24 protein-coding genes and 1 pseudogene are annotated in these 26280 nt (G+C 69.5%); 16 read left to right on the forward strand and 9 right to left on the reverse strand.

Translation table 11 applies throughout. From position 1 onward, the window contains the following. Window positions 1-263 precede the first annotated feature (263 nt). Window positions 264-1085 carry a TatD family hydrolase gene (locus F466_RS0100245; protein ID WP_018993176.1) on the forward strand — a complete coding sequence of 274 codons (822 nt, stop codon included), beginning with the start codon at window positions 264-266 and terminating at the stop codon, window positions 1083-1085. After that, complete coding sequence (locus tag F466_RS0100250; RefSeq protein WP_018993177.1) at window positions 1078-1845, forward strand: SDR family oxidoreductase; 768 nt, start codon at window positions 1078-1080, stop codon at window positions 1843-1845. Before F466_RS0100245 ends, F466_RS0100250 begins: the two co-directional genes overlap by 8 nt. 26 nt (window positions 1846-1871) lie before the next feature. On the opposite strand, the pseudogene F466_RS13090 reads toward F466_RS0100250, so the two are convergent. After that, window positions 1872-4511: pseudogene (locus tag F466_RS13090) on the reverse strand (PEP/pyruvate-binding domain-containing protein). Window positions 4512-4663: 152 nt separating this feature from the next. On the opposite strand from F466_RS13090, the gene F466_RS0100260 reads away from it, so the two are divergent. Then, a complete protein-coding gene (locus tag F466_RS0100260; RefSeq protein WP_018138970.1) occupies window positions 4664-5209 on the forward strand; it encodes a glycine cleavage system protein R in 546 nt (181 codons plus the stop codon). Between the two features lie 186 nt (window positions 5210-5395). On the opposite strand, the gene F466_RS0100265 is transcribed toward F466_RS0100260, so the two are convergent. From F466_RS0100265 to F466_RS0100275, 3 genes are all read right to left on the reverse strand, one after another. Continuing rightward, window positions 5396-6880: a RimK family protein gene (locus tag F466_RS0100265; RefSeq protein ID WP_018993180.1), complete on the reverse strand. Its 1485-nt coding sequence runs from the start codon at window positions 6878-6880 to the stop codon at window positions 5396-5398. After that, the gene (locus F466_RS0100270) at window positions 6873-8042 is read right to left on the reverse strand and encodes a GNAT family N-acetyltransferase/peptidase C39 family protein (protein ID WP_018993181.1); all 1170 of its coding nucleotides are present in this window, start codon (window positions 8040-8042) and stop codon (window positions 6873-6875) included. The genes F466_RS0100265 and F466_RS0100270 overlap by 8 nt, the downstream gene beginning before the upstream one ends. Before the next feature lie 98 nt (window positions 8043-8140). Continuing rightward, on the reverse strand, window positions 8141-8809 hold the full coding sequence (locus F466_RS0100275) for a haloacid dehalogenase type II (protein WP_018993182.1): 669 nt from the start codon (window positions 8807-8809) through the stop codon (window positions 8141-8143). A 116-nt stretch (window positions 8810-8925) separates the two neighbouring features. On the opposite strand from F466_RS0100275, the gene F466_RS0100280 reads away from it, so the two are divergent. The 11 genes from F466_RS0100280 to F466_RS0100330 all read left to right on the forward strand — a co-directional run bounded on the left by F466_RS0100280 (window position 8926) and on the right by F466_RS0100330 (window position 21014). After that, window positions 8926-9246: a BolA family transcriptional regulator gene (locus tag F466_RS0100280; RefSeq protein WP_018138964.1), complete on the forward strand. Its 321-nt coding sequence runs from the start codon at window positions 8926-8928 to the stop codon at window positions 9244-9246. Window positions 9247-9328: 82 nt separating this feature from the next. Further along, entirely contained in the window at window positions 9329-10462 is a 1134-nt protein-coding gene (locus tag F466_RS0100285) for an alkaline phosphatase family protein (RefSeq protein ID WP_018174866.1), read from the forward strand. Between the two features lie 65 nt (window positions 10463-10527). Beyond that, complete coding sequence (locus F466_RS0100290; protein ID WP_018993184.1) at window positions 10528-10830, forward strand: hypothetical protein; 303 nt, start codon at window positions 10528-10530, stop codon at window positions 10828-10830. A gap of 18 nt (window positions 10831-10848) precedes the next feature. Further along, window positions 10849-15381, forward strand: coding sequence for a DEAD/DEAH box helicase (locus F466_RS0100295; RefSeq protein ID WP_018993185.1), 4533 nt, complete (start codon window positions 10849-10851; stop codon window positions 15379-15381). A 285-nt stretch (window positions 15382-15666) separates the two neighbouring features. Next, window positions 15667-16110 carry a type II 3-dehydroquinate dehydratase gene (aroQ, locus tag F466_RS0100300; RefSeq protein ID WP_018993186.1) on the forward strand — a complete coding sequence of 148 codons (444 nt, stop codon included), beginning with the start codon at window positions 15667-15669 and terminating at the stop codon, window positions 16108-16110. A 7-nt stretch (window positions 16111-16117) separates the two neighbouring features. Beyond that, window positions 16118-16570 (forward strand): acetyl-CoA carboxylase biotin carboxyl carrier protein, encoded by a 453-nt coding sequence (accB, locus tag F466_RS0100305; protein ID WP_018138960.1) that lies wholly within the window; start codon window positions 16118-16120, stop codon window positions 16568-16570. 33 nt (window positions 16571-16603) lie between these two features. Further along, complete coding sequence (accC, locus tag F466_RS0100310; RefSeq protein WP_018138959.1) at window positions 16604-17950, forward strand: acetyl-CoA carboxylase biotin carboxylase subunit; 1347 nt, start codon at window positions 16604-16606, stop codon at window positions 17948-17950. Further along, the gene (prmA, locus tag F466_RS0100315; RefSeq protein WP_018993187.1) at window positions 17950-18831 is read left to right on the forward strand and encodes a 50S ribosomal protein L11 methyltransferase; all 882 of its coding nucleotides are present in this window, start codon (window positions 17950-17952) and stop codon (window positions 18829-18831) included. Before accC ends, prmA begins: the two co-directional genes overlap by 1 nt. Before the next feature lie 51 nt (window positions 18832-18882). Beyond that, window positions 18883-19620, forward strand: a complete 738-nt coding sequence (locus tag F466_RS0100320; protein WP_018993188.1) for a hypothetical protein — start codon at window positions 18883-18885, stop codon at window positions 19618-19620. 60 nt (window positions 19621-19680) lie between these two features. Next, a complete protein-coding gene (gene dusB, locus F466_RS0100325; RefSeq protein ID WP_018138956.1) occupies window positions 19681-20673 on the forward strand; it encodes a tRNA dihydrouridine synthase DusB in 993 nt (330 codons plus the stop codon). A gap of 2 nt (window positions 20674-20675) precedes the next feature. Continuing rightward, window positions 20676-21014, forward strand: a complete 339-nt coding sequence (locus F466_RS0100330; RefSeq protein WP_018174873.1) for a helix-turn-helix domain-containing protein — start codon at window positions 20676-20678, stop codon at window positions 21012-21014. A gap of 64 nt (window positions 21015-21078) precedes the next feature. Here the strand turns inward: F466_RS0100330 and F466_RS0100335 are convergent, their stop codons facing one another. Next, window positions 21079-21858 (reverse strand): inositol monophosphatase family protein, encoded by a 780-nt coding sequence (locus F466_RS0100335; protein WP_018993190.1) that lies wholly within the window; start codon window positions 21856-21858, stop codon window positions 21079-21081. A gap of 130 nt (window positions 21859-21988) precedes the next feature. Between F466_RS0100335 and F466_RS0100340 the strand changes: the two genes are divergently transcribed. After that, a complete protein-coding gene (locus F466_RS0100340) occupies window positions 21989-22306 on the forward strand; it encodes a DUF2322 family protein (protein WP_018174875.1) in 318 nt (105 codons plus the stop codon). A 64-nt stretch (window positions 22307-22370) separates the two neighbouring features. Here F466_RS0100340 and F466_RS0100345 read toward each other — a convergent pair whose 3' ends face one another. The 4 genes from F466_RS0100345 to F466_RS0100360 are packed head-to-tail and all read right to left on the reverse strand — an operon-like array spanning window position 22371 to window position 24034. Next, window positions 22371-22958 (reverse strand): histidine phosphatase family protein, encoded by a 588-nt coding sequence (locus F466_RS0100345; protein WP_018138952.1) that lies wholly within the window; start codon window positions 22956-22958, stop codon window positions 22371-22373. Then, window positions 22955-23521: a 1,6-anhydro-N-acetylmuramyl-L-alanine amidase AmpD gene (gene ampD, locus F466_RS0100350; RefSeq protein ID WP_018993191.1), complete on the reverse strand. Its 567-nt coding sequence runs from the start codon at window positions 23519-23521 to the stop codon at window positions 22955-22957. Before ampD ends, F466_RS0100345 begins: the two co-directional genes overlap by 4 nt. Continuing rightward, the gene (locus tag F466_RS0100355; RefSeq protein ID WP_081601210.1) at window positions 23518-23844 is read right to left on the reverse strand and encodes a co-chaperone YbbN; all 327 of its coding nucleotides are present in this window, start codon (window positions 23842-23844) and stop codon (window positions 23518-23520) included. Before F466_RS0100355 ends, ampD begins: the two co-directional genes overlap by 4 nt. Before the next feature lie 31 nt (window positions 23845-23875). Next, the gene (locus F466_RS0100360) at window positions 23876-24034 is read right to left on the reverse strand and encodes an entericidin A/B family lipoprotein (protein WP_018138949.1); all 159 of its coding nucleotides are present in this window, start codon (window positions 24032-24034) and stop codon (window positions 23876-23878) included. Window positions 24035-24174: 140 nt separating this feature from the next. Between F466_RS0100360 and F466_RS0100365 the strand changes: the two genes are divergently transcribed. Continuing rightward, on the forward strand, window positions 24175-26226 hold the full coding sequence (locus tag F466_RS0100365; protein WP_018993192.1) for a UvrD-helicase domain-containing protein: 2052 nt from the start codon (window positions 24175-24177) through the stop codon (window positions 26224-26226). Window positions 26227-26280 lie beyond the last annotated feature (54 nt).

The following is a 26280-nucleotide window of genomic DNA, read 5'->3' on the forward strand; positions in this document are numbered from 1 at the left end:
ACGAACGCTAAACCCCGACAAAGGCAACGTCATTGCGAGGCGCCGCGGCAACCTCCATCCATCACCCCCCACGTTTCTCGGCCCAACCACCGGGGTTCCTCACAGAGATCGCCACGTCGCTGCGCTCCTCGCGATGACACCGTCTCTTCCCGTCATTGCGAGGAGCCGAAGGCGACGCGGCAATCTCTCGACCGAACCCCGACTTGTACCCCGACCAGCGCCGGAAACTGGCACCACAACAACAATCCGTTAGCATACCGCGCATGGAATGGATCGATATCTGCTTCAACCTCACCCACGAATCCTTCAACAAGGAACGCGACGAGGTCCTCGAACGCGCCCGAGAGGCCGGCGTGTCCTGGATGCTGATCACCGGCGCCGACGCCCACCAGAGCGAGAAATGCCTGGAGATCGCCGACCAGTACCCGGACTGCTGCCGCGCCACGCTGGGCGTGCATCCGCACCTGGCAAAGCAGTGGACCGACGCGATCGCCGCGCGGTTCAGTGACCTCGCACGCGCGGACGCCAACGTCGTCGCCATGGGCGAGATGGGGCTGGACTACAACCGCGACCACTCGCCGCGCCCGCAGCAGCGCATCGCCTTCGAGGCCCAGCTGGAGCTGGCCGCCGACCTCGGCCTGCCGGTATTCCTGCACGAGCGCGACGCCCACCACGACTTCGCCCAGATCCTGCGGCGCTGGCGCGACAAGCTGCCGGCCGCTGTGGTGCACTGCTTTACCGGCGAGGCCGATGCCCTGGCGGAATACCTCGACCTCGACTGCCACATCGGCATCACCGGCTGGGTCTGCGACGAACGCCGCGGCACCCACCTGCACCCGCTGGTGCCGCGCATCCCGCGCGGCCGCCTGATGATCGAGACCGACGCGCCCTACCTCCTGCCACGCACCCTGCCGAAGGGCAGCGGCAAGAAGATCGGCAACGGCCGGCGCAACGAACCCGCCTTCCTCCCCCACATCGGCGAATACGTGGCCCACCTGCGCGACGAGACCCCGGAAGACCTCGCCGCCCACACGACCGCCACCGCCACCGCCTTCTACAACCTGCCCGAAACCGCCGGTGCCTGAACCCCCGGACAGCGGGTCGCAACGCGTCGCGCTGGTCACCGGCGCGGCGCTCGGGATCGGCCTCGGCATTACCAAGCGCCTGGTGCGGGATGGCTGGCAGGTCGTGCTGGCCGATATCGACGGCCCCGAATGCGAACGGGCCGCCACGCGGCTGGGCCCCACCGCCCGGGCCATCACGCTGGATGTCCGCGACGAGGAACAGGTCCGCGAGGCAGTGCGACGCACGGAAGAATGGCACGGCGGCCTGGATGCCCTGGTGAACAACGCCGGCATCAGCGACCCGCACTCCGGACCACTGGAAGAGCTGGAACTCGCCGACTGGAAGCGCTGGCTGGACACCAACCTCACCGGCGCCTTCCTGCTCGCCAAGCATGCTCTGCCGCTGCTGCACCGCCGCCGGGGCGCCATCGTCAACATCAGCTCCACCCGCGCCCTGCAGTCAGAACCGGACACCGAGGCCTACGCCGCGAGCAAGGGCGGACTGGACGCCTTCACCCACGCCCTGGCGATCAGCGCCGGCCCGGGGGTCCGCGTCAACGCCATCCGCCCCGGCTGGATCGACACCCGCAGTCCCGAGCAGCAACAGGCCGAGCCGCTGTCCGCACAGGACCACACCCAGCATCCGGCCGGGCGCGTCGGCCAGCCCGGCGACATCGCCGCCCTCACCGCCTTTCTGCTCGGCCCCGACGCCGGCTTCGTCACCGGCCAGATCTGGACCGCCGACGGCGGCATGACCCGCCGCATGATCTACGCCGACTGACTCGTTCCGGCGACGGAACAGATCCGTCACCCCGTACCCGTCAAAGTCGAGCCGGCCCGGAAGCAGACGAGGCGCTGCTGCACCACGTCGGCGACCACCCGCAGGGCGGCGTCGCGGGTGTCATGGACCTGCACGGTTGCGAGTACCGCGGGGTCCACAGGGTCCCCGATGTCGACCTCGGGCGTGTGCGCGGGGTGCCGGTCGAGCCAGGCGGGGTGTTACTCGCAGTCCGCCTCGGCGGGGAACAGCGCAGCGTAGGCGATCCGCGCCTCCACCAGGTCCTGGAAGAAGTGGCTGCCGAACGAGAGGTCGGGGACGATGCCGGCATCGGGGTCGGCCACCTCCACCAGTATGCGCACGCGGTCAATATCGGCGAAGCGCACGGGCACGCCCAGTTCGGGGGTGCTGGTGCCCCAGCGGCCGGGGCCGATCAGGAGCGTGGTGCAGTCACCAGGGGTGGCATACTGGTGGTTGAGGGCGCCCACCAGGCGGGCGACGGCGTATTTCTGCGGGCGGGGCAGCTCGGCGTAGCGTGCGCCGTCCACGCGGATGACGCGGTCGATGGCAAGGTCCAGATTGCCGCCCATAAAGCGGCCCTGGCTGGCGAACAGCAGCCGCTGCGGGTCGACCTTCCCGGGCAGTTCCACCGGCCGGTCGCTGCCCAGGGTGGCGAGCGGCCGGCACTGCACCAGGTTCACGCCGGCGTTGCCTTCGGCGTCGAGGTGCACAGTGAACTCGACGTCCACCGGGTGGGCGTAGGCGGCCTCCAGGGTCTTGAGCAGGTCGCGCATCAGCGGGGCGAAGCCGGTGCGCTGCAGCAGCGGGGTGAAGGTCACCCGCCACAAGCGCTCCTCGCGCCCCTGTTCGCGGGCGCGGCGGCGGGCCTCACGGTCGACCTCGCCGAGCAGGTTCAGGGGCAGGTCCGGCGCGGCCTCGGCCAGTTCCTGGATGGGGACGACGGCCTCGCGGTTGGCCTGGATGTCGAGGACGTCGGCGGCGTGCTGCGAATAGCGGTACGCCTCCTCCGGGCTGCGAAACGGCCGCCGTTCGGGCTGGTCCAGTGCCACCACGCAGGCATGGTCGCGCGCGACCCGGTCCACCGCGCGGGTGCCCAGACCCAGCACCAGGCGCAGCATCCCGGCGGACGGATCCAGCGCGCCGTCCCAGACGAAGGTGTTCCACGAGACCCCGACCCCGGCGGCGTCCGGAAGGTAGTAGTGCCCGTGGTAGCGGCCGTTGACCCGCTGCAGCAGCAGCGCCATGGGTTCTTCCTGATCCATCAGGCCACGCTGCTGGCGGTAGCTCAACGCGTCGTCGCTCATGGTCGAGGCATAGACCCGGCGGATGGCGTCCTCCAGCTGCGCCAGACGCTCGCCGGGACTGCCCTGGTTTACGCAGAACACGCTCTCGTACTTGCCGGCAAAGGCGTTGCCGAAGCCGTCTTCCAGGAGGCTGCTGGAACGCACCAGGATCGGGTACTGCCCGTAGTGGTCGAGCACCCGCTCCAATTCGCGGCGCACCTCCGGCGGGATCTCGCCGTGCAGCATGTCGCGGCGCAGGCTACAAGCCTCGTCGAAATAGCCTTCGGTGGTGCGCTGGCGCATCAGCCGCGGCCACCAGCCGTTGTGCACCAGGTAGGCGTAGTACACGTCGGCACCGACGAAGTGCGAATCGTGCGGCTCCAGTGAGCGCCGCCAGCGCTGCGGGTCCTGCGCGAGCAGGATGCGCCGCGCCAGCAGCATGCCCACGGCCTTGCCACCGATGTAGCCGCTACCGACCATGCGTTCGCGGATCGCCAGCAGCTCCTCCAGCCCGAGGTGGCGCCGCGCCAGTTCCAGCATGCGCTCGTCGCGGCCGATCAGCACCCGCAGGATCTCGTCCTGCACCCGGGCACGGTCGGCCGCCGGCGTCCCCTCCGCCAGCGCATCGGAGGCGGCGAGGAACAGGCGGTCCCAGTAGTCCAGTAGCTGCCGGCCGTGCGGCTGCCCGGGGCGCTGCTCCTCCAGCAACGCCTGCAGCCGCGTGGCCTCGCTGCTGTCCACCACCGGCACGAACTGCGTACCGTGCTGACGGTGCGGCAGGAACATCGTCGGCGAGCTGCGCTGCCACACCTTCACCGGCTGCACATGCACCGCCTCGCCGGCGCGGCGCACGTCGATCAGCACCTGCGTGGTCTCGCGGATGCGCGACAGCGTGGTGTGCGAATGGCTGTGCGGATGCAGCGCGAACCAGGCCACCGTATCCATCTCGTACAGATAGGGGCAGATGGCGCGGAAGAAGTTGCCCACCATGTGGTCGGTGGCCCAGGCCTCCAGCAGGTCGGAGAGGCAGTCGCACAGATAAAAGGCGCCGCGACCATGCTCGGTGATCAGGCGGAACACGTGGCGGGTAAACGGCTCGAAGCCGCGTAACGCGTCGATGGCGACCACCTCGATGCCCGGGCCCGGCTCCACCAGCGGCGCATGCGCGCCAAAGCGCAGATAGATGATGGAACGGTCCTGGGCGCGGGCGGCGGCCACGAACGGCCGGACAAAGCGGCGGTAGTCCGCGATGTCATCGACCCGCCAGACCACGTTGTCGCCGATCCGCAGTCCGTCGAGCACCCGATCCAGGCCGTCCAGCCCGGTGGAGACTGCCTCGTGCTGAGGTTGCCGATCGGTGGCCATCAAGCGCCCGTGCGGTCTGGGCGCCCCACAGTACCCCCTGCCCCGCAGGTGCTCAACGCTCGGCACACCCACCCGGCACCGCGAGTACACCCAACAGGCGTCACTTGGCTTACCATGGACTGTCCTGCCCCAGCGGCAACAGGAGATCGACCATGAAGACATCTTTGATTCTGACGCTCATCGGACCGGACCACCCGGGACTGGTCAGCGCGGTAGCGGCCCGGGCACGTGCGGCGGGCGGCAACTGGCTGGAGAGTCGGATGGCACATCTGGCCGGGCAGTTTGCCGGGGTGGTACTGCTGGAGGTGGATACCGAGAACGCCGACGCGCTGGAGGCCGCGCTGCGCGGGCTCGAAGGCGACGGGCTGCAGGTGCATATCCAGCGGGGCAGCGAACTGCCGCCGGCGGCGCGGCATCCGGTGGTGCTGGACCTGATCGGGCACGACCGACCGGGAATCGTGCAGGACATTACCGCCGTGCTCTCGCACCACGGCGTGAGTGTCGAGACGCTGGAGACCGCCTGCGAGCCGGGCTCGATGACCGGCGAGCCGATGTTCCGCGCGATGGCCCGCCTGGGCGTTCCCGAGGACCTGGACCTGCACACACTGCAGGATGACCTGGAGGCCCTGGCCAACGAGCTGATGGTCGACCTCGAACTCCACGACCCGCTGCAGGAACCGCCCGAGGCCGTAGCCTGAACACCTCCCGACGCGGGTAGGCAACATCCTGCACCCACAGGCTGCCGTTGAGCGCAGCGAAACGCACCACTTCCCCGCTCGGTGCATCCCCCGATGCGATTCGCTTCGCTCATCACATCCTACGACGCTTCTTCATCCGGTCTGTACGCCAATGGCGTATAGCGTAACGCCGTTCAACGCGCCACGTCAGGGCGCGGCGCGGTGGCGGCGGGCGGCGTCGAGGCGGCGGACGAAGTCCTGCATCAGGGTGGTGTAGAGCGTTTCGCCGAGGACCTTGTCCTCGATGCCGGCATCCAGGTTGGGGTTGTCGTTGACCTCGATGACCATCACGCCGCGCGGGGTCTGCTTGAGATCGACGCCGTAGAGGCCATTGCCGATCAGGTTGGCGGCCTTGACGGCCGTCTTGACCACGGCGGCGGGAACGTCCGCCAGTGCCGGCGTGCGAAAGCCGCCCTCGCGCGGGCCACCCTTGGCGTCGTGGTTGACGATCTGCCAGTGCTTGCGCGACATCAGGTACTGCGAGGCGTACAGCGGCTGGCGGTTGAGCACGCCAATGCGCCAGTCGAACTCGGTGTAGACAAACTCCTGGGCGAGGATCAGATCGCTCTCCTTCAGCAGGCGCCGGGCAATGGATTCCAGCTCGGCGCGGTCGTTCGCCTTGAACACCCCGCGCGAGAAGCTGCCGTCCGGGATCTTGAGCACCACGGGATAGCCGATCTGTTCCTCCGCACGCAGGACGGTCTCGCGGTTGAGGATCACGGTCTTTGGCGTCGGCACACGATGGGCGGCAAGGCGTTCGGCCAGATAGACCTTGTTGGTGCAGCGCAGGATGGAGTCGGCGTCGTCGATCACCACCATGCCCTCGGCCTCGGCCTTGCGCGCGAAGCGATAGGTGTAGTGGTCGATGGCCGTGGTCTCGCGGATAAACAGGGCGTCGAACTCCGCCAGACGTGGCAGATCGCGTGCCTGGATCAGCTCGACATCCATCCCCTGCTCCTGCCCGGCGCGGGCGAAGCGCTTGAGCGTGGCCGGCGTGGACGGGGCCATCGCCTCGTCCGGGTTGTGCAGGATGGCCAGCTCGTAGCGCGCGCTGCGTGCCCCGCGGCGGCGGCGCCAGGGTTTGGAGAGGTAGCGCTCCAGCGCGGCGAAGAAGGCTGGCTCCTGCTCGGGTTCCAGCGCGTTCAGCGCGAACGGGCGAAGGGCGTGGATCTGCCAGCGTCCCTGCAGCCGGAACTCCACCCGGAACATCGGCGCGGGGAACAGGGCGAACAGCTGCGCGGCGATCTCCTGCAGTGCCGGCTCGTCGCACTGGCCGAACAGCACGGTCAGCTCCAGGCGCTCGGGCTGCGCGCCCTGGCGGCTGCGGCCCAGAACGCGCGCCACGCGCTCGTCCAGCTCCTCGGTATCCAGGCTGTAGATGGACTTGCGCGACAGGTCCTGCAGGGTGCGCACGCTGGGGATCACCCGGTGCCCGCGCGCCTCCGCCAGCAGCGAGCCGTAGTACCCGGCGGACAGGTAACGCTGGCTGCGGCACAGGTTGATCACACGCAGGTTGGCCGGGTCGTCGGCAGCGGGGCCACGCAGGTAGTCGTCAATAGCCATGACCGGAAGGTCGGGGAAGTGCGACTTCCAGTCCGCCCGGCGCTCGACCAGGATGCGGTGCTCAGGCATGCGCGCCCTCCGCCGTACGGCGCGGGCCGACGATCACCGCCGCCTGCAGGCCCGCGCGGCCGTAGCGCGCCATGCGCTCGAAGTCCGCACGCGCGATCGGCATGTTCACCGAGTCCACCGCGCGCTCCCCTTGCTCCACGTCCACGAACGGGTCATGCACGTAGACAAAGCGCTCGTCGAAACCCGTCACCGTGACCCAGTGCGGGAAGCGCTCGGCATACAGCCGCACGCTGCTGATCAGAACCACCGGCACCCCGCCCTCGCCAAAGCGCGCCTCCAGCTGGGACACGTTCACCGGGCCGTGCACCACCGGCACCCCGAGCTGTTCCAGCTCCTCGACCATGTCCTCCTGCACCAGCTGCATCACCTCCTTCTTCTCCGCGCTGCGCACGGAATCCCCGAACGCCACCCCGCGATCGCGCACCAGCAGTTCCACCTCGAACCCACGATGGGCGGCCGCCAGCGCGAGCCCGTACGGCCCGCAGCCGCCGTGGCCCGAGGTCATAAAAATCGTGGTGGCGTCGCGCCAAAGGCGCAGCTCCAGGCGCCGGTCCAGCTTCAGCGCCGGGTCCACCGCGCGCATCGCCATCATCAGCGCAGCCGGGCCACAGGTGAACTCCAGCGTCTGCGCGTAGTACGGGGCGCGTACCAGCGCCGGATCGGGGCCGGTCGCCAGCGACTTCTGCAGCCGCAGCGCATCCATGTGGTCCTCGTAGTAGTCGTCGATGGTGCCGAAGTCGCGATACCCGAGCCCGCGGAACAGGGCCAGGCTGGCCGCATTGTCGCGCCGCACCTCCAGACGCAGATCGGTCCGCCCGTGCTGGCGCGCCGCGTCTTCCGCCGCCTCCACCAGGCGCCGGCCCAGCCCCTGGCCGCGCGCCCGCGCGCTGACCGCAATCGAGTACAGCCGCGCCAGCGACGTCCCGCGGCTGAACAGCAGCATCACGTAGCCGAGCAGGCCCTCCCCGCCGGGTCCCTCCGCCACCAGCGTGGCCGCATGCCCGCGCGTCAGCAGGTAGCGAAATTGCCGCCGCGAGATGCGATCGATCTCGAACGCCGCATCCTCCAGCGCCACCAGCGCCTCCAGATCCTCCAGCGTGGCCGGACGGATCAAGGGCGATTCTGCGGCGGGCGCGACCCGTTGCTTGACCTGCTGGCTCACGCTCCTCTCCCGGCGGCGGCCCGATCTCCATCGTAGCGCAACCACCGGGCGCCAATAGGCCGCTCCAGCAGGAATATTTGCCGACGGCAAGACCCCGGCTAACGTAGTGCCCCGGACAGTTCGTCCAGGCCGCCGATGGTGGCCGTGGGCTCCTTGCCCCAGGGGTCGAACAGGCCCTGCCGCGCCCGGTCAAGCCAGACCGTGCGCATGCCCGCAGCCTGCGCACCGATCACGTCGAAGGGGTTGCCTGAAACCAGCCATGCCTGCCGGGGCAGCGCATTCGCCCGCTGCAGGAAATGCCGGTACACGCGCGGGTCCGGTTTGAAGCAGCCAATCTCGTCCACGCTGACGAGATCCTCGAAGCGATCCTCCAACCCGGCGTTCCGCAGAAGCCCGCTCACCGTCTCGGCCGTCCCGTTGGAGAACGCGAACAGGCGGAGTCCCTCCGCGTGCAGCTCGTCCAGGGAAGGCCCCGCGTCGGCAAACGCCGGGAGCTCTCGATAGCGCCGCAACAGCTCCGCCTCCTGCTCCGCTTCGAGCGCGACACCCAGTGCCTCGCAGCAGTACCGCAACGCCTGCTCGGTGCAGGTGTCGAAATCCGCGTACGCCCCCATCAGCCCGCGCCGGAAGGTGTACTCCAGCTGCTTCTCGCGCCAGGCCCGCGCCAGCACCGGCGCCCGGTCGCCCATCCACCCCTCGAGCGTCGCCGCAATCCCCTGCGTATCGATCAGCGTCCCGTACACATCAAACGCCAGCGTCTGCCGCATAGCCCCTCCCATTCGCGTTGACCCTGCTGCATCCCGCCCGCCGGATGGCGGTTCTGGACATCGCCGCTGCTCGGCGAAACACTGCACGTGTTGAATCCAATTGTCAGGAAGTATCCATGACCATGCAGGAGACCATTACCCGGAAGCTGGAGGAGCGCTTTGCGCCCGAGCATCTGGAGGTGGTGAACGAGAGCCACATGCACAACGTGCCGCCGGGTTCGGAGTCGCATTTCAAGGTCACAGTGGTGTCCGAGGCCTTTCGTGACCAGAAGCTGATCGCGCGGCACCGGCTGGTGAACCAGGCCCTGGCCGACGAACTGGCCGGTGGCATCCACGCCCTGGCGCTGCACACGCTGGACCCGGACCAGTGGTTCGAGCGCGCCGGCAAGGTCGCCGACTCCCCGCCCTGCATGGGTGGCGACGGCGGCAAGGCCTGATCCCTTGCCGCTAACAGAGATCCCCGCGCCCGAATCGGCCGTCGACCACATCCTGCGCGCTCGGCTGGAAGCGCCGGGGCTGATGGACCTGCTCGGCCAGATTGAGGCCAGCCTGAAACCGGCGGCCAGCCACCCGCCGCTGCCGGGCGTATCCGAGCACCTGGGGCCGGACCGCCACATCGTGCTGTGGCTGATCGACGGCTTTGCCACCCGCTATCGCCGCCATACACCGCTGCTGGGCGCGGACTACGTAACCGACCTCGAGACCGTGTTCCCCAGCACCACGGCCACCGCGATCACCAGCATCCTGACCGGGCGCACGCCCGCGCAGCACGGCCTGCTCGGCTGGCACACCCGCCTGCCGTCCGCCGAACGCACGCTGACGGTACTGATGGGCCAGGAGCGCGACGCCGAGGACCGCCCGGCCACGCTCGGCTACCGCGAGCTGACCGGCCGCGTACAGCCAGACCGCCTGGTCGACCGGCTCGGCTGCCACACCACCATGATCGGCCCGGACTGGATCGGCGGCACCCCGTACAACCGCATGATGAACAGCTCCGCCGCGTTCATCGGCTTCGAGGACCTGTCCGAACTGCCGGCGCGGGTGGCCGCGCACGTGAACGCGACCCCGGGGCCGCATTTCACCTACGTCTATTGGTCGGAGCTCGACCACCTGGGCCACCAATACGGCCCGGAAAGCCCGGAGGTGGAGCGCCACCTGAAGCAGCTGGACCTGGCCTACACCGCGACCTGCGCGCAGATCCAGCGCCCGGAAAGCGTGTTCCTGACCACCGCCGACCACGGCATGCGTACCATGGAACGCCGCCTGGACCTGCGCGAGCACCCGGCGGTGCAGGCCTGCCTGCGCCACCGCCTGACCGGCGAGCCACGTGCCGCCATCGCCCATGTGCGCGAAGGACGCGACACGGACTTCCTGACGGCCCTGGACGCCGCCTTCGGCGCGGACGTAGCCGCAGTCCCCGCCGCTGACTGGCTGGGGCCCGGCACGCTGGGCCTGCCGCCGGGGCATGACCGTGAGCACCCCGAGCTGCGGGCACGCGCCGGCGACTACCTGCTGCTGCCCGCGGAGGACGCCTACCTGGTGGACCCACCGGACGACGACGAGGGGCCGTTCTTCGTCGGCGCCCACGGCGGCCTGTCGCCGGAAGAGCGGCATATTCCCCTGTTTCTTCGGAATATCGGCCAGTCGCGGTAAACTATCGGGTTCTGTGTCGGCCAAACGGGCTGGCGCTGGCTGAAACAAGACTGTCCCGAGATCCCATGAACGACACCGCCGACCAGACCTACAACAACGCCGCCCAGCACCTGATCGAGCTGGCGAACCGGCTCGCCGATGACGGCCAGGCCACCGAGACCGGCGACGTCGCCGACGGCCTGCTGGCCGGTGCCGTGCACTTCTGGCTGTACAGCCGCCAGCCCTGCGGCGATCCGTTGTGCGAGGACTGCGCCCCGTTCGCGGACGCCGAGAGCCGTCTGACCATGCTGCACGAGCTGATTGACGAGCTGGCGCGCGACAGCGACTACTTCCACGCCACCACCGACACCACCGTCGGCCACGCCTGACCCGCTACGCCCGAGCCGATGCCGGTCACGCCCTTTCGCCCCGCGACCGATACCTGGTTCGGCGAGGCCTTCGGGCAGGCGACTGCGATCCAGTCGCGCGGCTGGCCCGCGATCCGGGCCGGCCATCACTGCCTGCTGATCGCCCCCACCGGCAGCGGCAAGACCCTCGCCGCCTTCCTCAGCGCCATTGATCGCCTGACCGGCGAGCCCGCCCCGGATGCCCGTCGCGGCTACTCGGTGCTCTACATCTCGCCGCTGAAGGCGCTGGCCACCGACATCGAACGCAACCTGCGCGCCCCGCTGACCGGGATCGCGCAGACCGCCGCGCGCTTGGGCGATGATGCCCCGCGCGAGCCAGTGGTCCATATCCGCACCGGCGACACCCCGCAGGCCGAGCGCCGCGCTCAGGCGCGCGAACCCGGCGATATCCTGGTGACCACGCCGGAGTCGCTGTACCTGCTGCTGGGCTCGAAGGCCGCCGAAAACCTCGAATCCGTCCACACGGTGATCATCGACGAGGTGCACGCGCTGGCCGGCAACAAGCGCGGCGCCCATCTCGCCCTGTCGCTGGAACGCCTGGCCGAGCGCTGCGACAAGGACCCGCAGCGCATCGGGCTGTCCGCCACCGTGCACCCGGTGGAGGTGGCGCGCGGCTTCCTCGGCGGCGACCGCGAGGTGGAGGTGATCGACGCCGCCGAGCCCCCGCGCCTGGACCTGGAGATCCTCGCCCCCGAGGAGCCGCCCGCCGCGCACGCAGCGCCGACCGTCGAGGGCCCGGATACGACGACCCCCTCGTCCGGCCCGATCCCGTCCGGCTCCATCCTCGGCGCGGTGTACAGCCAGGGCACCGGGCAGCTCCCCGCCGCTGGCGGCGACCGCGCCGCACGCCTGGAGCCGCGCCTGCTGGCCGCGATCCTGGAGCACCGCTCCACCATCGTGTTCGTGAACAGCCGCGGGCTGTGCGAGCGTCTGGTCCAGCGCATCAACGAGGCCTGGCGCGAGCAGCAGCCGGAGGATGCCGAACCGGTGGAGGATCTGGTCGCCGCTCACCACGGCAGCGTGTCCCACGAGCGCCGCGCCGAGATCGAGGGCCGGCTGAAGACCGGGCGCCTGCGCGGCATCGTCGCGACCAGCTCGCTGGAACTGGGCATCGACATGGGCGCGGTGGACCTGGTGATCATGGTCGAATCCCCCGGCGCGGTCGCCCGTGGGCTGCAGCGCGCCGGGCGTGCCGGGCACGGCGTGGGCCAGGTCTCGCGCTCGCTGCTGCTGCCGCGCTTTCGCGGCGACCTGCTCGAATGCGCGGTGATCGGCGAGCGCATGCAGGCCGGCGCGCTGGAACCGATCCACGCCCCGCACAACCCGCTGGACGTGCTGGCCCAGCAACTCGTCGCGATGGTCTGCGAACGCCCGCGCACGGTGGACGAGCTGCACGCGCTGGTCCGCCGCGCCGCGCCCTGGCGCGAGCTGTCGCGGGCGCTGCTCGAGGCCACGCTGGACATGCTCTCCGGCCATTACCCGAGCACCGACTTTGCCGACCTGCGCCCCTGGCTCGCCTGGGACCGCGCCCGCGACGAGCTGACCCCGCGCCGAGGAGCGGCTCTCGCCGCGCGCCTGAACGCCGGGACCATCCCCGACCGCGGGCTGTACGGCGTGCATGTCGGCGAGGGCGGGCCGCGCATCGGCGAACTGGACGAGGAGATGGTGTTCGAGCTGAAGACCGGCGAGAACGTGACCCTGGGTGCCAGCACCTGGCACGTGGAGGCGATTACCCGCGACCGCGTGCTCGTCTCCCCCGCCCCCGGCGAGGTCGGCAAGCTGCCGTTCTGGCATGGCGACGGCCCCGGCCGCCCGATCCAGCTCGGCCAGGCCATCGGCGCCGCGACCGAGCGGCTGGCCCGCATGAACCGCGCCGAACGCACGACCTGGCTCAGGGAACACGCGCCACTGTCGGAGGCGGCGGTCGAGACCCTCAGCGACTACATCGACGAGCAGCGCGAGGCCACCAGACAGCTGCCCTCCGACCAGCGCATCGTGGTCGAACGCTTCCGCGACGAGGTCGGCGACTGGCGCGTCTGCATCCTGACCCCGTTTGGCGCGCGCGTGCACGCCCCCTGGGCGCTGGCCCTGCAGAGCGCGCTGACCAGCCGCTCCGGCTTCGAGGTGCAGGTGATGTACACCGACGACGGCATCGTGCTGCGCCTGGCCGACAGCGAGGACCTGCCCGAGCTGGACAGCCTGTTCCCCGACCCGGAGGAGCTGGAGGAGGCGGTCACCCGCGAGCTGGGCAACTCCACGCTGTTCGCCAGCGCCTTTCGCGAGAACGCGGCACGCGCCCTGCTGCTGGTACGCAACCGCCCCGGCCAGCGCACCCCGCTGTGGGCGCAGCGCCTGAAGTCGCAGCAGCTGCTGGCCTCGGTGCGCGAGTACGCGAGCTTCCCGGTGGTGCTGGAGACCTACCGCCAGGTGCTGGCCGACGTGTTCGACCTGGACGCCCTGCGCCAGATCCTGCGCGGCGTGCAGGAACGCCGCATCCGCGTGCACGAGGTGGAGACGCCGCAGGCCTCCCCGTTCGCCCGCAGCCTGGTGTTCGCCTATGTCGCGGCCTACATCTACGAGCAGGACGCGCCGATGGCCGAGCGCAAGGCCCAGGCGCTCACGCTCGACCGCGGCATGCTGGCCGAACTGCTGGGCCAGGCCGAGCTGCGCGAACTGATCGACCCCGAGGCCCTGGCCGAGCTGGAGGCCGAGCTGGCGCACGCCACCGAGGCGACCCGGGTGCCGGACGCCGACGCCCTGCACGACCTGCTGCGCCGGCGCGGGGACCTGAGCCCGGACGAAGTGGCGGCCGCCTGTGCCGAGGCACCGGGGCCGTGGCTGGAACAGCTCGCCCGGTCCCTGCGCGCGGTGGAGGTGCGCATCGCCGGCGAGTCGCGCTGGATCGCGGCCGAGGACGCCGCGCTCTACCGCGATGCCCTCGGCGTGGTGCCCCCGCCCGGCCTGCCCGCCGCCTTCCTGGAACCGCCGCAGCGCCCGCTGGAACAGCTGCTGCGCCGCTACGCCCGTACCCACGGACCTTTCCGCAACGAGGACCTGGGCGCTCGCTACGGCCTCGCGCCGGGCGCACTGCTGCCGGCGCTCGAGAGCCTGGAGCGCGCCGGCGTACTGCTGCGCGGCGAGATCCGCCCGCAGGGCACCGGCGAGGACTGGTGCGAACTGGACATCCTGCGGCGGCTGAAGCGCCGCACCCTGGCGCGGCTGCGCGACGAGGCGGCGGCGGTGGACGCCCGCGCACTGGGCCGCTTCCTGCCGGCCTGGCAGGGTCTGACCGAACCCGGACGCGGGGCCGGCGCCCTGCGCGACACGCTGACGCAACTGGAGGGCATCGCCCTGCCCTGGTCCGCCTGGACCGCCCACGTACTGCCGATGCGGGTGCGCGACTTCTCGCTGGATGCGCTCGACCGCATCACCGCCTCCGGGGAGTTCGTCTGGGTGGGCAGTGGTGCGCTGGGCCAGCGCAACGGGCGGGTCCGCTTCCTGCGCCGCGAACAGGCGATGGTGCTGCTGGAACCGGAGGCCGGTGCCGCGGATACCCCCGCCAGCGACGACCCGCTGGCGCAGGCGATCCTGGACACCCTGGACCAGCGCGGCGCCTGCTTCTACCTGGAGCTGGAACGCGCGGCCCGGACGGCGCAGCCGGATGCCCGCCAGGACGCGATCGAGGCCGCGATCTGGGACCTGGTCTGGGCCGGGCAGATCACCAACGACACCTTCGCGCCGCTGCGCAGCCTGGGCCAGCGCAGGACCTCCGCGCGCGGCCGGCGACGCCCGGGACAGGGTCTGGCGGGCGGGCGCTGGTCACGAGTCGCCGAGCTGATCGACCCCGGCGTGTCGCTGACCGAGCGCGCCCGCGAACAGGCCGAGAACCTGCTGGCCCGCTACGGTGTGGTCAGCCGCGAGATGGCCCGCGCCGAGGGCCTGCCCGGCGGCTTCGGGCGCGTGTATCCCGTCTACCGCGCGATGGAGGACGCCGGCAAGCTGCGCCGCGGCCACTTCGTCGAGGGCCTGACCGGCGCGCAGTTCGCCCGCGCCGGCGCGGTGGACCGCCTGCGCGCCCTGGAACGCGCGGCCGACGACACCCCCGAACCGCAGTGGCTGGCCAGCGTCGACCCGGCCAACCCCTGGGGCCAGCTCCTGCCCTGGCCACAGCCGCCGGAAGCGGCCGAGGGCCGCCTGCGCCGCGTGGCCGGGGCGCTGGTCGCGCTGGCCGGCGGCCAGCCGCTGCTGTACCTGGCCGCCTCCGGCCGCCAGCTGTTCGTCTGGGAGACCATCCCCGGCATCGACACCGCGGAGGAGCACGCCGCCCTCGTCACCGAGGCGATCCGCCAGCTCGCCGGGAGCCGCTGGCTGCCGAAGCGCCGCGGCGTCACCATCGAGAGCATCAACGGCGAACCGGCGCGCCAGTCCCCGTTCGCCGCCGCCCTGCGTGCCGGCGGCGCCCTGGGCGAGGTCCGCGGCCTGCGCCTGGAGCCACCCGCCGGCCGCCGTTGATGCGATTCGCTGCGCTCATCGGCATCCTACCGTGACATCGGCGCGACCTAGGGTGCGTTGAGCCCTGCGAAACGCACCGTTCGCCCGGAATCTCTCGAAGCTCGAACGGCTGCCCCAACCCATCGGCATATCGCAGTCGCCCATCACACGAGCCCGGGCAAAAAACGCCTGTCTCGCTGGACACTCGCACCACCGGTACGGCAGAATCCCGTTCATTCGATGCACCTTCCATTTTTGGTGCAATCGCGTCCATTCACGACAGGATCGCTGCCGATTCCGCCCATCATGCCTTCTATCCTGCTACTCAACGGCCCCAACCTGAACCTGCTGGGACAGCGGGAGCCGGAGCGGTACGGGCACCATACGCTGGCGGACATCGAGGCCGACCTGACTGCGCACGCCCAGGCCGCCGGGGAGACCCTGGCCTGCTTTCAGAGCAACCACGAGGGCGAGCTGATCGACCGCATCCATGCGGCACGCAACGAGGGCGTACGCCGCATCCTGATCAACCCGGGCGGCCTGACGCACACCAGCGTAAGCCTGCGCGACGCCCTGCTGGGCGTCGACATCCCGTTTTACGAGATTCACATCAGCAACATCCACGCGCGCGAGGCGTTTCGTCATACTTCGCGCCTGGCCGATGTCGCCGCCGGCACCCTGAGCGGGTTCGGCGTCATCGGCTACCGGATGGCACTGGACGCGGCAATCGCGGCCCTCAAGGAGTCATAGACACCCCATGGATATTCGCAAGGTCAAGAAACTGATCGATCTGCTCGACGAGAGCGGCATCCACGAGATCGAGATCCACGAAGGCGAGGAATCGGTGCGCATCACCCGTTCGCCGAGCGGCTCCGCCGTGGCCGCCGCCCCGGCAGCGATGCCCGCCCCGGCACCGGCCGCCGCCCCGGCCGCCCCGGCGGGCGAGGCCGCGGCACCGGCGGCGCCGGAAGTGGACGGCCACCCGGTCACCGCGCCGATGGTCGGCACCTTCTACCGTGCCCCGAGTCCCGGCGCGAAGCCCTTTGTCGAGGTCGGCCAGACGGTAGAGGTCGGCGAGACGCTGTGCATCATCGAGGCGATGAAGATGCTCAACCCCATCGAGGCGGACCAGGCCGGCACCATCCGCGACATCCTGGTCGAGAACGGCAACCCGGTGGAATACGGCCAGCCCCTGTTCATCATCGGCTGACGCCCCCCGACTTCGCTGCCTACAGGTCCGAGCATGTTTGAAAAGATTCTGATCGCCAACCGCGGCGAGATCGCCCTGCGGGTCCTGCGCACCTGCCGCGAGATGGGCATTGCGACGGTCGCGGTGCACTCCAGCGCCGACCGCGACCTGAAGCACGTGCGCCTGGCCGACGAGTCGGTCTGCATCGGGCCGGCCGCCTCCGGCGAGAGCTACCTGAACATCCCCGCGCTGATCGCCGCGGCCGAGGTCACCGATGCCGGCGCGATCCACCCCGGCTACGGTTTCCTGTCGGAGAACGCGGACTTTGCCGAGCGCGTGGAGTCCTCGGGCTTTGCCTTTATCGGCCCGCGCGCCGAGACGATTCGCCTGATGGGCGACAAGGTCTCGGCCAAGCAGGCGATGCAGGATGCCGGCGTCCCCTGTGTGCCCGGCTCCGGCGGCGCGCTGACCGACGACGCCGACACCAACATGGCGCTGGCCCGCGAGATTGGCTACCCGGTGATCATCAAGGCCGCCGCGGGCGGCGGTGGCCGCGGCATGCGCGTGGTGCACACCGAGGGCGCGCTGCTGCATTCGATCTCGCTGACCCGCAGCGAGGCCCAGCAGGGGTTCGGCAACGACACCCTGTACATGGAGAAGTACCTCGAGCACCCGCGCCACGTGGAGTTCCAGATCCTCTCCGACAGCCACGGCAACGCCATCTGCCTGGGCGAGCGCGACTGCTCGATGCAGCGCCGCCACCAGAAGGTGATCGAGGAGGCCCCGGCACCGGGCATCACCGACGAACAGCGTCAGGCCATGAGCGAGCGGCTGGTGCGGGCCTGCCAGGAGATCGGCTACCGCGGCGCCGGGACCTTCGAGTTCCTGTACGAGAACGGCGAGTTCTACTTCATCGAGATGAACACCCGGCTGCAGGTCGAGCACACGGTGACCGAGCAGGTCACCGGTATCGACCTGGTGCGCGAACAGATTCTCATCGCGGCGGGCGAACCGCTGTCCCTGACCCAGGATCAGGTGGAGATCCGCGGGCACGCGATCGAGTGCCGCATCAACGCCGAGAACCCGGCCACGTTCATCCCCAGCCCGGGCACCATCCAGCAGTATCACGCCCCGGGCGGGCTCGGCATCCGCATGGACACCCACATCTACAACGGCTACGCGGTGCCGCCCTACTACGACTCGATGATCGGCAAGCTGATCGCCCACGGGTTTGACCGCAAGATCGCAATCGCCCGCATGCGCGGCGCGCTCGGCGAGATCGTGATCGACGGGATCGAGACCAACATCGCCCTGCACAGCGAGCTGATGAATGATGCGAACTTCCAGAACGGTGGGACCGATATCCACTACCTGGAGAAGAAGCTGAAGTCGCTGACCTGATGAGCCTCGCCGAGCTGCAGTGCCAGATTGCCCCGGAGCAGGCCGAGCCCCTGGAGGATGCCCTGTTCGAGCTTGGCGCCGTCAGCGTGGAGCTCCACGACGGCGCCGACGAGCCGCTGTTCGAGCCCCCGCTGGGTACCCATCCGCTTTGGTCCAGCGTGTGCCTGAAGGCCGTGTTCGCCGACGCCACCCAGGCCGAGCTGGCCGCGGCCTCGCTGGAGCGACTCCAGCCGGCGCCGGAATCCATCTCCGTGGTCGCGATCGAGGATCAGGACTGGGTGCGCGCGGGGCTCGATGGCCTGGGCGCCATCCACTGCGGGGGCCCGCTGTGGATCGTGCCCTCCTGGGAGACCCCGCCCGACGTCGAGGATGGCGTGTTCGTGCATCTCGACCCGGGCCTGGCCTTTGGCACCGGCAATCACCCGACCACCGCGATGTGCCTGAAATCACTGGCGGCGAACCCGCCACGCGACCAGCAGGTGCTCGACTACGGCTGCGGCTCCGGCATCCTCGCGATTGCCGCCCTGAAGCTGGGGGCACGGCATGCAGTGGGCACCGACATCGACCGCCAGGCCGTCCAGGCCACCTACAGCAATGCGGCGGCAAACGACATCTCCGAGGACCGGATCGAGGTCGGCCTGACCGACCACCCGGTACCCGATGCGGGCTTTGACCTGGTGATCGCCAACATCCTGGCCAAACCCCTGATCGACCTCGCCCCGGAACTGGCCCGTGCGGCTCGCCCGGGGGCGCGCCTGCTGCTGGCCGGCCTGCTGGAGCGCCAGGCCGACGAGGTCATGGCGGCCTACGCGGACGCCTTTGACATCGGGATCGAGGACACCCGCGAGGGCTGGGCCCTGCTCAGCGGGCGCCGGCGCTAGCGTATGCGCCCGCGACCGGTCTTCTGGTACGGCTGACCGGAGCCCCTCGCGATGCTCGCCCGCTGTCCCCATTGTGGCGTTACCCACACCCTGACCCGCGGCGAGGAACTGCGACTGGACCGGGCACACTGTGATGCCTGCGGTGCGGACTTTGCACTGTTCGTGGCACTCGAGATCGGCGGCGCCGGCGAACGGGCAACCGGCCCCGGCATCTCGGCGGTGCGCCACACCGCCTCCCTGGATATCGAGCGCAGCCCCCGGCGCCAGGCACTGGACCTCGATATCGATACCCGCCCCGGGCAGGCCACGGCACTGGCCACACGCCGCCCGGGGCGGGCCTTCGCTGCCTTTCTGGCCCTCCTGCTGCTCGCCCTCCTCGCCCTGCAACTCCTGCTGGCGCCGCCGGTGCCCCCGGGGGCCTGGAGCGGACTGGACGACGCCCGGGCGAGTCTCTGTACCACCCCGCGGGTCGAGGATCTCTGCCCGCCATGGGAACCTGGGCGCGAACCGGAACGCATCCGCGTCTCCTCCCCCGACCTGCACCTCGCCAACGCGGGAGACCTGTCCATGCGCTTTGAGCTGGAAAGCCCACTGCAACAGGGATGGCCGGTCATAGACGTTTGGCTGTCGGACCGACTGGGGACACCCCGCGGCCATTGGCGACTCCATCCGGCGGACGGCCATGCCAACCTTCAGGCACCGATGGCGGCGGGTCACCGCTATGCGATCGAGATCGAATTACCTGATACCGGGCCGCACATCACCGGGGCCCACATCACGCTGCACTGACCCCGCCCCGCTCAACGCTGCTAGACTCTCGGGTTTTACCCTGCTGGTTCGAAATCCCGCATGCAGCTCGGCCCCCACCATTTCCCCGGCCCACCCGTGTTCCTGGCCCCGATGGCCGGGGTCAGTGACCGGCCGTTGCGCCTGATCGCGCGGCGCCTGGGCGCGAGCGCGGCTGTCTCGGAGATGGTCACCTCGGACACGCGCCTGTGGGGCAGCGACAAGAGCCGGCACCGGCTGGACCACCGCCAGGAACCCCGCCCGCGCATCGTGCAACTGCTGGGCAACGAACCCGAACCGCTGGCCGAGGCCGCGCGCGAGAACGTGCGCCGCGGGGCGGACGTGATCGACCTGAACCTCGGCTGCCCCGCCAAGAAGGTCTGCAGCAAGGCCGCAGGCTCGGCCCTGCTGGGGGAACCGGAGCGGGTACGCGAGCTGCTGACCGCACTGGTGGAAAGCGTCGAGGTCCCGGTCACGCTGAAGATGCGCCTGGGGCTGGATCGCGAGCGGATCAACGCCGAGACCATCGCGGGCATCGCGCAGGATTGCGGCATCGCGATGCTGACCGTGCACGGGCGCACCCGCGCCGACGCCTATCGGGGCACGGCCGACTACGAGGCCATCGCGCGTGTGGTACGCGCCGTTTCCATCCCGGTGCTGGCCAACGGCGATGTAGTCGACATCGACAGTGCGCGCCGGGCGCTCGCAACCACCGGCGCGACCGGACTGATGATCGGGCGCGGGGCACAGGGGCGCCCCTGGCTACCCGGCCAGATCCGCGCCGCCCTCGCCGGCGAACCGGTGCCAGTCGACCCGACATGGGATGCGCGTCTTGCGCTGATCGAGGAGCATTTGCAGGCATTGCATGCGCAATACGGCGAAATGCAGGGCGTGCGTATCGCGCGCAAGCACCTGGGCTGGTATCTTCAGCACATGGGTCTCGGGGAGGACCCAACCCGGGCGGCACGGGCTTCCCTTCTCGCCGCCACTACCGCTAGTGAACAGCTTGGGCGCCTGCGCGCCATTCTGTCAGGAATCACAAGCGAGGCCGCATGAGGATGGACGTACCCTCTTTAGAACAAGAACAAAGCGGGGAACCGGTATCATCCGGCAACCTCGCGTCGGGCTGCGTACTCGCCGAGTCGGTGCGCAATGCGCTGGACCAGTATTTCGAGACGCTGGACGGGCAGAGTAGTCACGACCTCTATGCGCTCGTAATGAACGAGGTCGAGCGCCCGCTACTGGCCTGCGTGCTGGAGCGCTGCAACGGCAACCAGAGCCGGGCGGCGGCGCTTCTGGGGCTCAACCGCGCCACGCTGCGCAAGAAGCTGCGTGCCCATGGCCTGATCAGCGAGAACGGCCACGGGAACGGAAACGGGAACGGCGCCCAGCGCTAACTCACCCCGCCGGACCCGGCACACGCCCGCCACCTGACGGGCGTGTGCGCAATCATCGACCGATCTAGCCCTTCCAGCCGAGGCGCTGCAGCGCCGTGCGGTGCAGTTCCGGCGTCGCGGCCGCCAGCACGTTGGTGGTCTGCAGGTCCAGCTCGCCGCCAGACAGATTGGTGAAGGCCCCGCCCGCCTCGCGCACAATCACGGCCAGCGCCGCGATATCGAGGATATTCACATCCGACTCGATGATCAGATCGATGCTGCCGCGCGCCAGCAGGTGGTAGTGGTAGAAGTCGCCATAGCCGCGCGTGCGATTGACCTCGGCCATGATCCCCCCCAGCGCCGTCCAGCCTTCGGGGTTCTGCGCGAGGGTCTTCAGGTTCCCGGTGGACAGCGAGGCGCGGCCCAGCTCGGTGGTCGGGGCGACGGCAATCTTTTCGCCGTTGAGGTAGGCGCCCTGGCCCTTTTCCGCCCAGGCGCGCTCTCCGAACTGCATGCCATTGGACAGCCCCAGGATCAGATCGCCCTTGTGCATCAGCGCGATCTGGGTGGAGAAGAACGGGTAGCGGCGCACGAAGCTCTTGGTGCCGTCGATCGGGTCGATCAGCCAGACATAGTCGGAGTCCATGTCCGACTGGCCGGTTTCCTCGCCGTAGAAGCCGTGATCCGGGAACCGCTCGCGGATCACCTGGCGGATCGCCTGTTCGCTTTCCACGTCGGCGCGCGTCACGGGCGTGTCGTCGGGCTTGGTCTCCACATCGACGCCGGCGGCGTAGTAGTGACGAATGACCTTGTCCGCGGCATCGGCGGCGGCCTGGGCGGCCTCCATAAACGCGCTTTGCTGCATGCTGCTACCCCTTCAAAAAAAGGAGCTATCTTAGCATGCCGCCCCCAGCGGCTCTGGCCAGGAAGCGGTCGGCGGTTGTCCCGGCCCCGGCATGCCCCGATAATGCCGCCATCTTTTCGAGGAGTCCGACATGCCCAAGAAGCTGCCCGACGTCAGCAATCTCGAACGCCTGGAACTGTTCGGCGAGGACTACAACCCGAGCGCGACCATCGAGAACGTGGACGGCCAGACCCTGTCGCTGCAGATCTACTACCAGCTGGCGCTGGACTACGGCGGCATCGGCCCGAAGGCCGCCAACTCCGGTTTGCTGATGTACGGCAGCCATGCCGACGATGCCCGCGCCAACCCGGGCAAACACCCGAACATCGACCGCCTGTTCGAGATCCTCGACAAGGGCTACTACCTGTCGGTGAAGGCTGTACCCAAGCGCAAGAGCCGCGCCAGCTAGTTCCTTGCGGAGACGTTCTCCCGTTCCGGCGCATACGTGCAAACCGGAACGCGTCCTCCGCACATCACGGCAGGCGGTTGGTGTGGATCACGCGCCAGCCGCGCGTCGGATGCCGATGCAGTCGGGTCCGGCTCGCATACTCGCATTCCAGCTGGAACAGCCGCTCGTCCGGCACCCCCATCACCCAGCCGACCAACGCACGGATGACCCCGGCGTGCACGATCACCAGCACTCGTTCCACCGGCTGGCCGCCGACCGTGGTCTCGAAGGCCGCCTCCACCCGCCGGCGAAAGGCGCCCAGCGGCTCCGCCCCGGCCGGCCGCGAATGCACCGGATCGGCATAGAACGCCCGGTATTCCTCCGGCCGTTCGCGCTGCAGCTCGACCCGTGTGCGTCCCTCCCAGTCGCCAAAGCCGACCTCGCGCAGGTCCGGCTCCAGATGCAGGGACAGGTCACGCTCGTCCGCCAGGCGTTCGGCAAACGCCCGGCACCGGTGCATCGGCGAACTAACGACCGCCTGCCAGCCGTCATCATCACGCACCGCGTGTTCCATCTGCGTCCACCCCTGCGCGCTGAGCGGGTCGTCGCAGCCATGCCCACGATAGCGCTGCCCGCCCTCCGGTTCGCCGTGTCGCAACAGATCCACAATCATGCCGTGTCCTCGCTCAGGCAGGCCTCCAGCCAGGCCCAGTCGAAATGCGGGCCCGGGTCGGTCTTGCGCCCGGGGGCGATGTCGCAGTGGCCCACCAGCGCATCCGGGGTAATGGCCGGAAAGCGTTCGCGCAGCCAGCCGATCAAACGGGCCAGCTCGGCGTACTGCACCGGCGTGAACGGATCGTCGTCGGTGCCCTCGAGTTCGACGCCAATGGAAAAATCGTTGCAGCGCTCGCGGCCACGCCACTGCGAGGCGCCGGCATGCCAGGCCCGCCGGGAGAACGGCACGAACTGGGTCGCCACCCCCGCCCGATCGATCAGCACATGGGCGGACACGCGCAGATCGGCGATCTGCGCAAAGTAGGGGTGGGCACCGGGGTCGAGCCGGTTCTGGAACAGTTCGGCCACGTGCGGCCCGCCGAACGTGCCCGGCGGCAGGCTGATGGCATGCACGACGATCAACTCGGGCTCCATCCCCGCAGGGCGTGCGTCCTGGTTCGGGCTCTCAAGCACTTGGGCCGACGGCCACCAGTCGCGATCGACGATCATAGTCTCGGTCACGGGGCCTCCTCGGGCGGGCGCTGCAGGCAGGCCGCGAGGGCCTCGAGCAGCAACGGCAGGCGTGGCGGGGCCTCGAGGCGGCCGTGGTAGGCACCGGCATTGAAAACGAACAGGGCCGGGAGGTGGAAGACCTCGAACTCGCGCACCAGCGCGGTATCCATCTCTGCATCGACGACGAACAGGGCGGGCGCTTCGGGCTCGGCCTGCCACTGCTCCAGCACCCGGCCCATCACCTTGCAGGCCCCGCAGCCCCGGCGGGTAAACAGGATCACCGCCGGACCCGGGACCTCCAGGAGGTGCTGATGAAAGTCGAACTGGGTCAGCCGGGGCAGGCCCGTCTGACGCAGGGTCGGGTCAGTTGGAGTTGTCTTCGGCCTGTCGCTCAATGGATTCACCGGCATCCTGCACGTCTTCGCCAAACCCCTCCATAGTGGCGCAACCAGCGATGCCAAGCGAGCCCAGAGCCACCAGCAGGATCAGCAGGGCGGCGGGAATGCATTGCGTGAAATGCATGCGAGCTCCTTGTCTCTTTCGTGATTCGGTCCGTGATACCGACCGCCAAAGGGCACTCCAGGGACGGTCACACTTTATGAGGCGCACGCACTGGGGTAGTTTACGCGCCGCCCTCTTTTCGTGAAGGAAGTCGCAACCCTGTGTCCGACCTGAATCCGCAACAACAGGCAGCCGTGACCACCACGGACCGCCCCCTGCTGGTCCTGGCCGGAGCGGGCTCGGGCAAGACCCGGGTGATCACCGAGAAGATCGCGTACCTGATCGAGCAGCGCGGGCTGGAGGCGCGCCGGATTGTCGCGATCACCTTTACCAACAAGGCCGCGCGCGAGATGCGCGAGCGCGTCCAGGGACGCCTGTCGAAGGAACAGGCGCGCGGGCTCGGCGTCTCCACCTTCCACACCTTCGGGCTGAACTTCCTGCGCCGCGAACTGGACGCGGCCGGGCTGCGCGCAGGCTTCTCCATCCTCGATCCAGGCGACTGCCGCTCGCTGCTGCGCGAGATCACCTACCGCGACGATACCGGCTCCGAGGTCGACGCCCTGATCGGCCACATCAGCCGCTGGAAGAACGACTTGATGACGCCGGAAGAGGCGCTGCATGAAGCCAGCCAGATGAGCGACGCCCCGGAGGCGATCGCCGCGGCCAATCTCTACCCGCGCTACGAGGATGCCCTTCGCGCCTACAATGCGGTGGACTTCGACGACCTGATCAAGCGCCCGGTGGACTGCCTGCGCGCGGACACCGAGCTGCGCAACCGCTGGCAGGACCGCATCCGCCACCTGCTGGTGGACGAATACCAGGACACCAACTCCGCGCAGTACCAGCTGGTGCGCCTGCTGGTGGGCGTCAGTGACGGCCTGACGGTGGTCGGCGACGACGACCAGTCGATCTACGCCTGGCGCGGCGCCCGCCCGGAAAACCTCGCGCGTCTGCAGCAGGACTTCCCGCGCCTGGAGGTGATCAAGCTGGAGCAGAACTACCGCTCCACCAACCGCATCCTGCATACCGCGAATGCGCTGATCGCCAACAACCCGCATGTGTTCGAGAAACGCCTGTGGAGTGCGCTCGGCGAGGGCGAGAAGATCGAGGTGATCGGCTGCTCCGACGCCGACACCGAGGCCGCGCGCGTGGTCTCCGAACTGATGCGCCGGCGCTTTCGCCTGAACGCGGGCTGGGGCGACTTCGCGATCCTCTACCGCAGCAACCACCAGTCACGGTTGTTCGAGAAGCTCCTGCGCGAGCAGGGCATCCCCTACCGCCTGAGTGGCGGGCAGTCGTTCTTCGAGAAGGCCGAGATCAAGGACCTGGTCGCCTATCTGCGCCTGCTCGCCAACCCGGACGACAACACCGCCTTCCTGCGCGTGGTCAATGTGCCGCGCCGCGAGATCGGCCCGGCGACGCTGGAGAAACTCGGCCACTACGCCAACCAGCGTGGCACCTCGCTGCTGCAGGCCGCGCGCGGGGCCGGCCTGTCCGAGTACATGGACGCCCGGGCGCAGGCACGCCTGGAACGCTTCACCGACTGGGTCGACGGCTTCCAGCGCCGCGGCGAGGACGAAGCGCCGGACGCCTTGCTGCGCACCCTGGTCGAGGACATCGACTACGAGTCCTGGCTGCTGGAGAACAGCTCCAACCCGCGGGCCGCGACCCGACGCATGGAGAACGTGCGCGAGTTCATCGACTGGGTCGGGCGCATGGGTGGCGGCAACACCACCGCGGAGTACGGCGACGACGAGGCAGACGACGCGCAGACCATGGACCTGGCCGATATCGTCAACCGCATCAGCCTGATGGACATTCTCGACCGCAACCGGGAGTCCCAGGACGGCGACGAGTCCGTGCAACTACTGACCCTGCACACGGCCAAGGGGCTGGAGTTCCCGCATGTCTGCCTGGTCGGCTTCGAGGAGGAGCTGCTGCCGCACCGGGTCAGCGTGGAGGACGATTCCATCGAGGAGGAGCGGCGGCTCGCCTATGTCGGGCTGACCCGTGCCCAGCAGACCCTGCTGATCACCTACGCCCAGAACCGGACCCGCTACGGCGAGACCCTCGAATGCGAGCCCTCGCGCTTTCTCGACGAATTGCCCGAAGAACACCTCGAATGGCCGGACGCCAGGCCGCCGGATCCCGAGACCCAGAAGCTCACTGCCCAGGCCCACCTGGCCGGCCTCAAGGCCATGCTCGGCAAATAGCCGCTGCGCGGCCGGGGAGCCTTCGCTCACTACTGGGGCGCCCGGCCCATTCCG

The sequence above is a fragment of the Thioalkalivibrio sp. ALgr1 genome, from assembly GCF_000378285.1.
GTDB lineage: Bacteria > Pseudomonadota > Gammaproteobacteria > Ectothiorhodospirales > Ectothiorhodospiraceae > Thioalkalivibrio.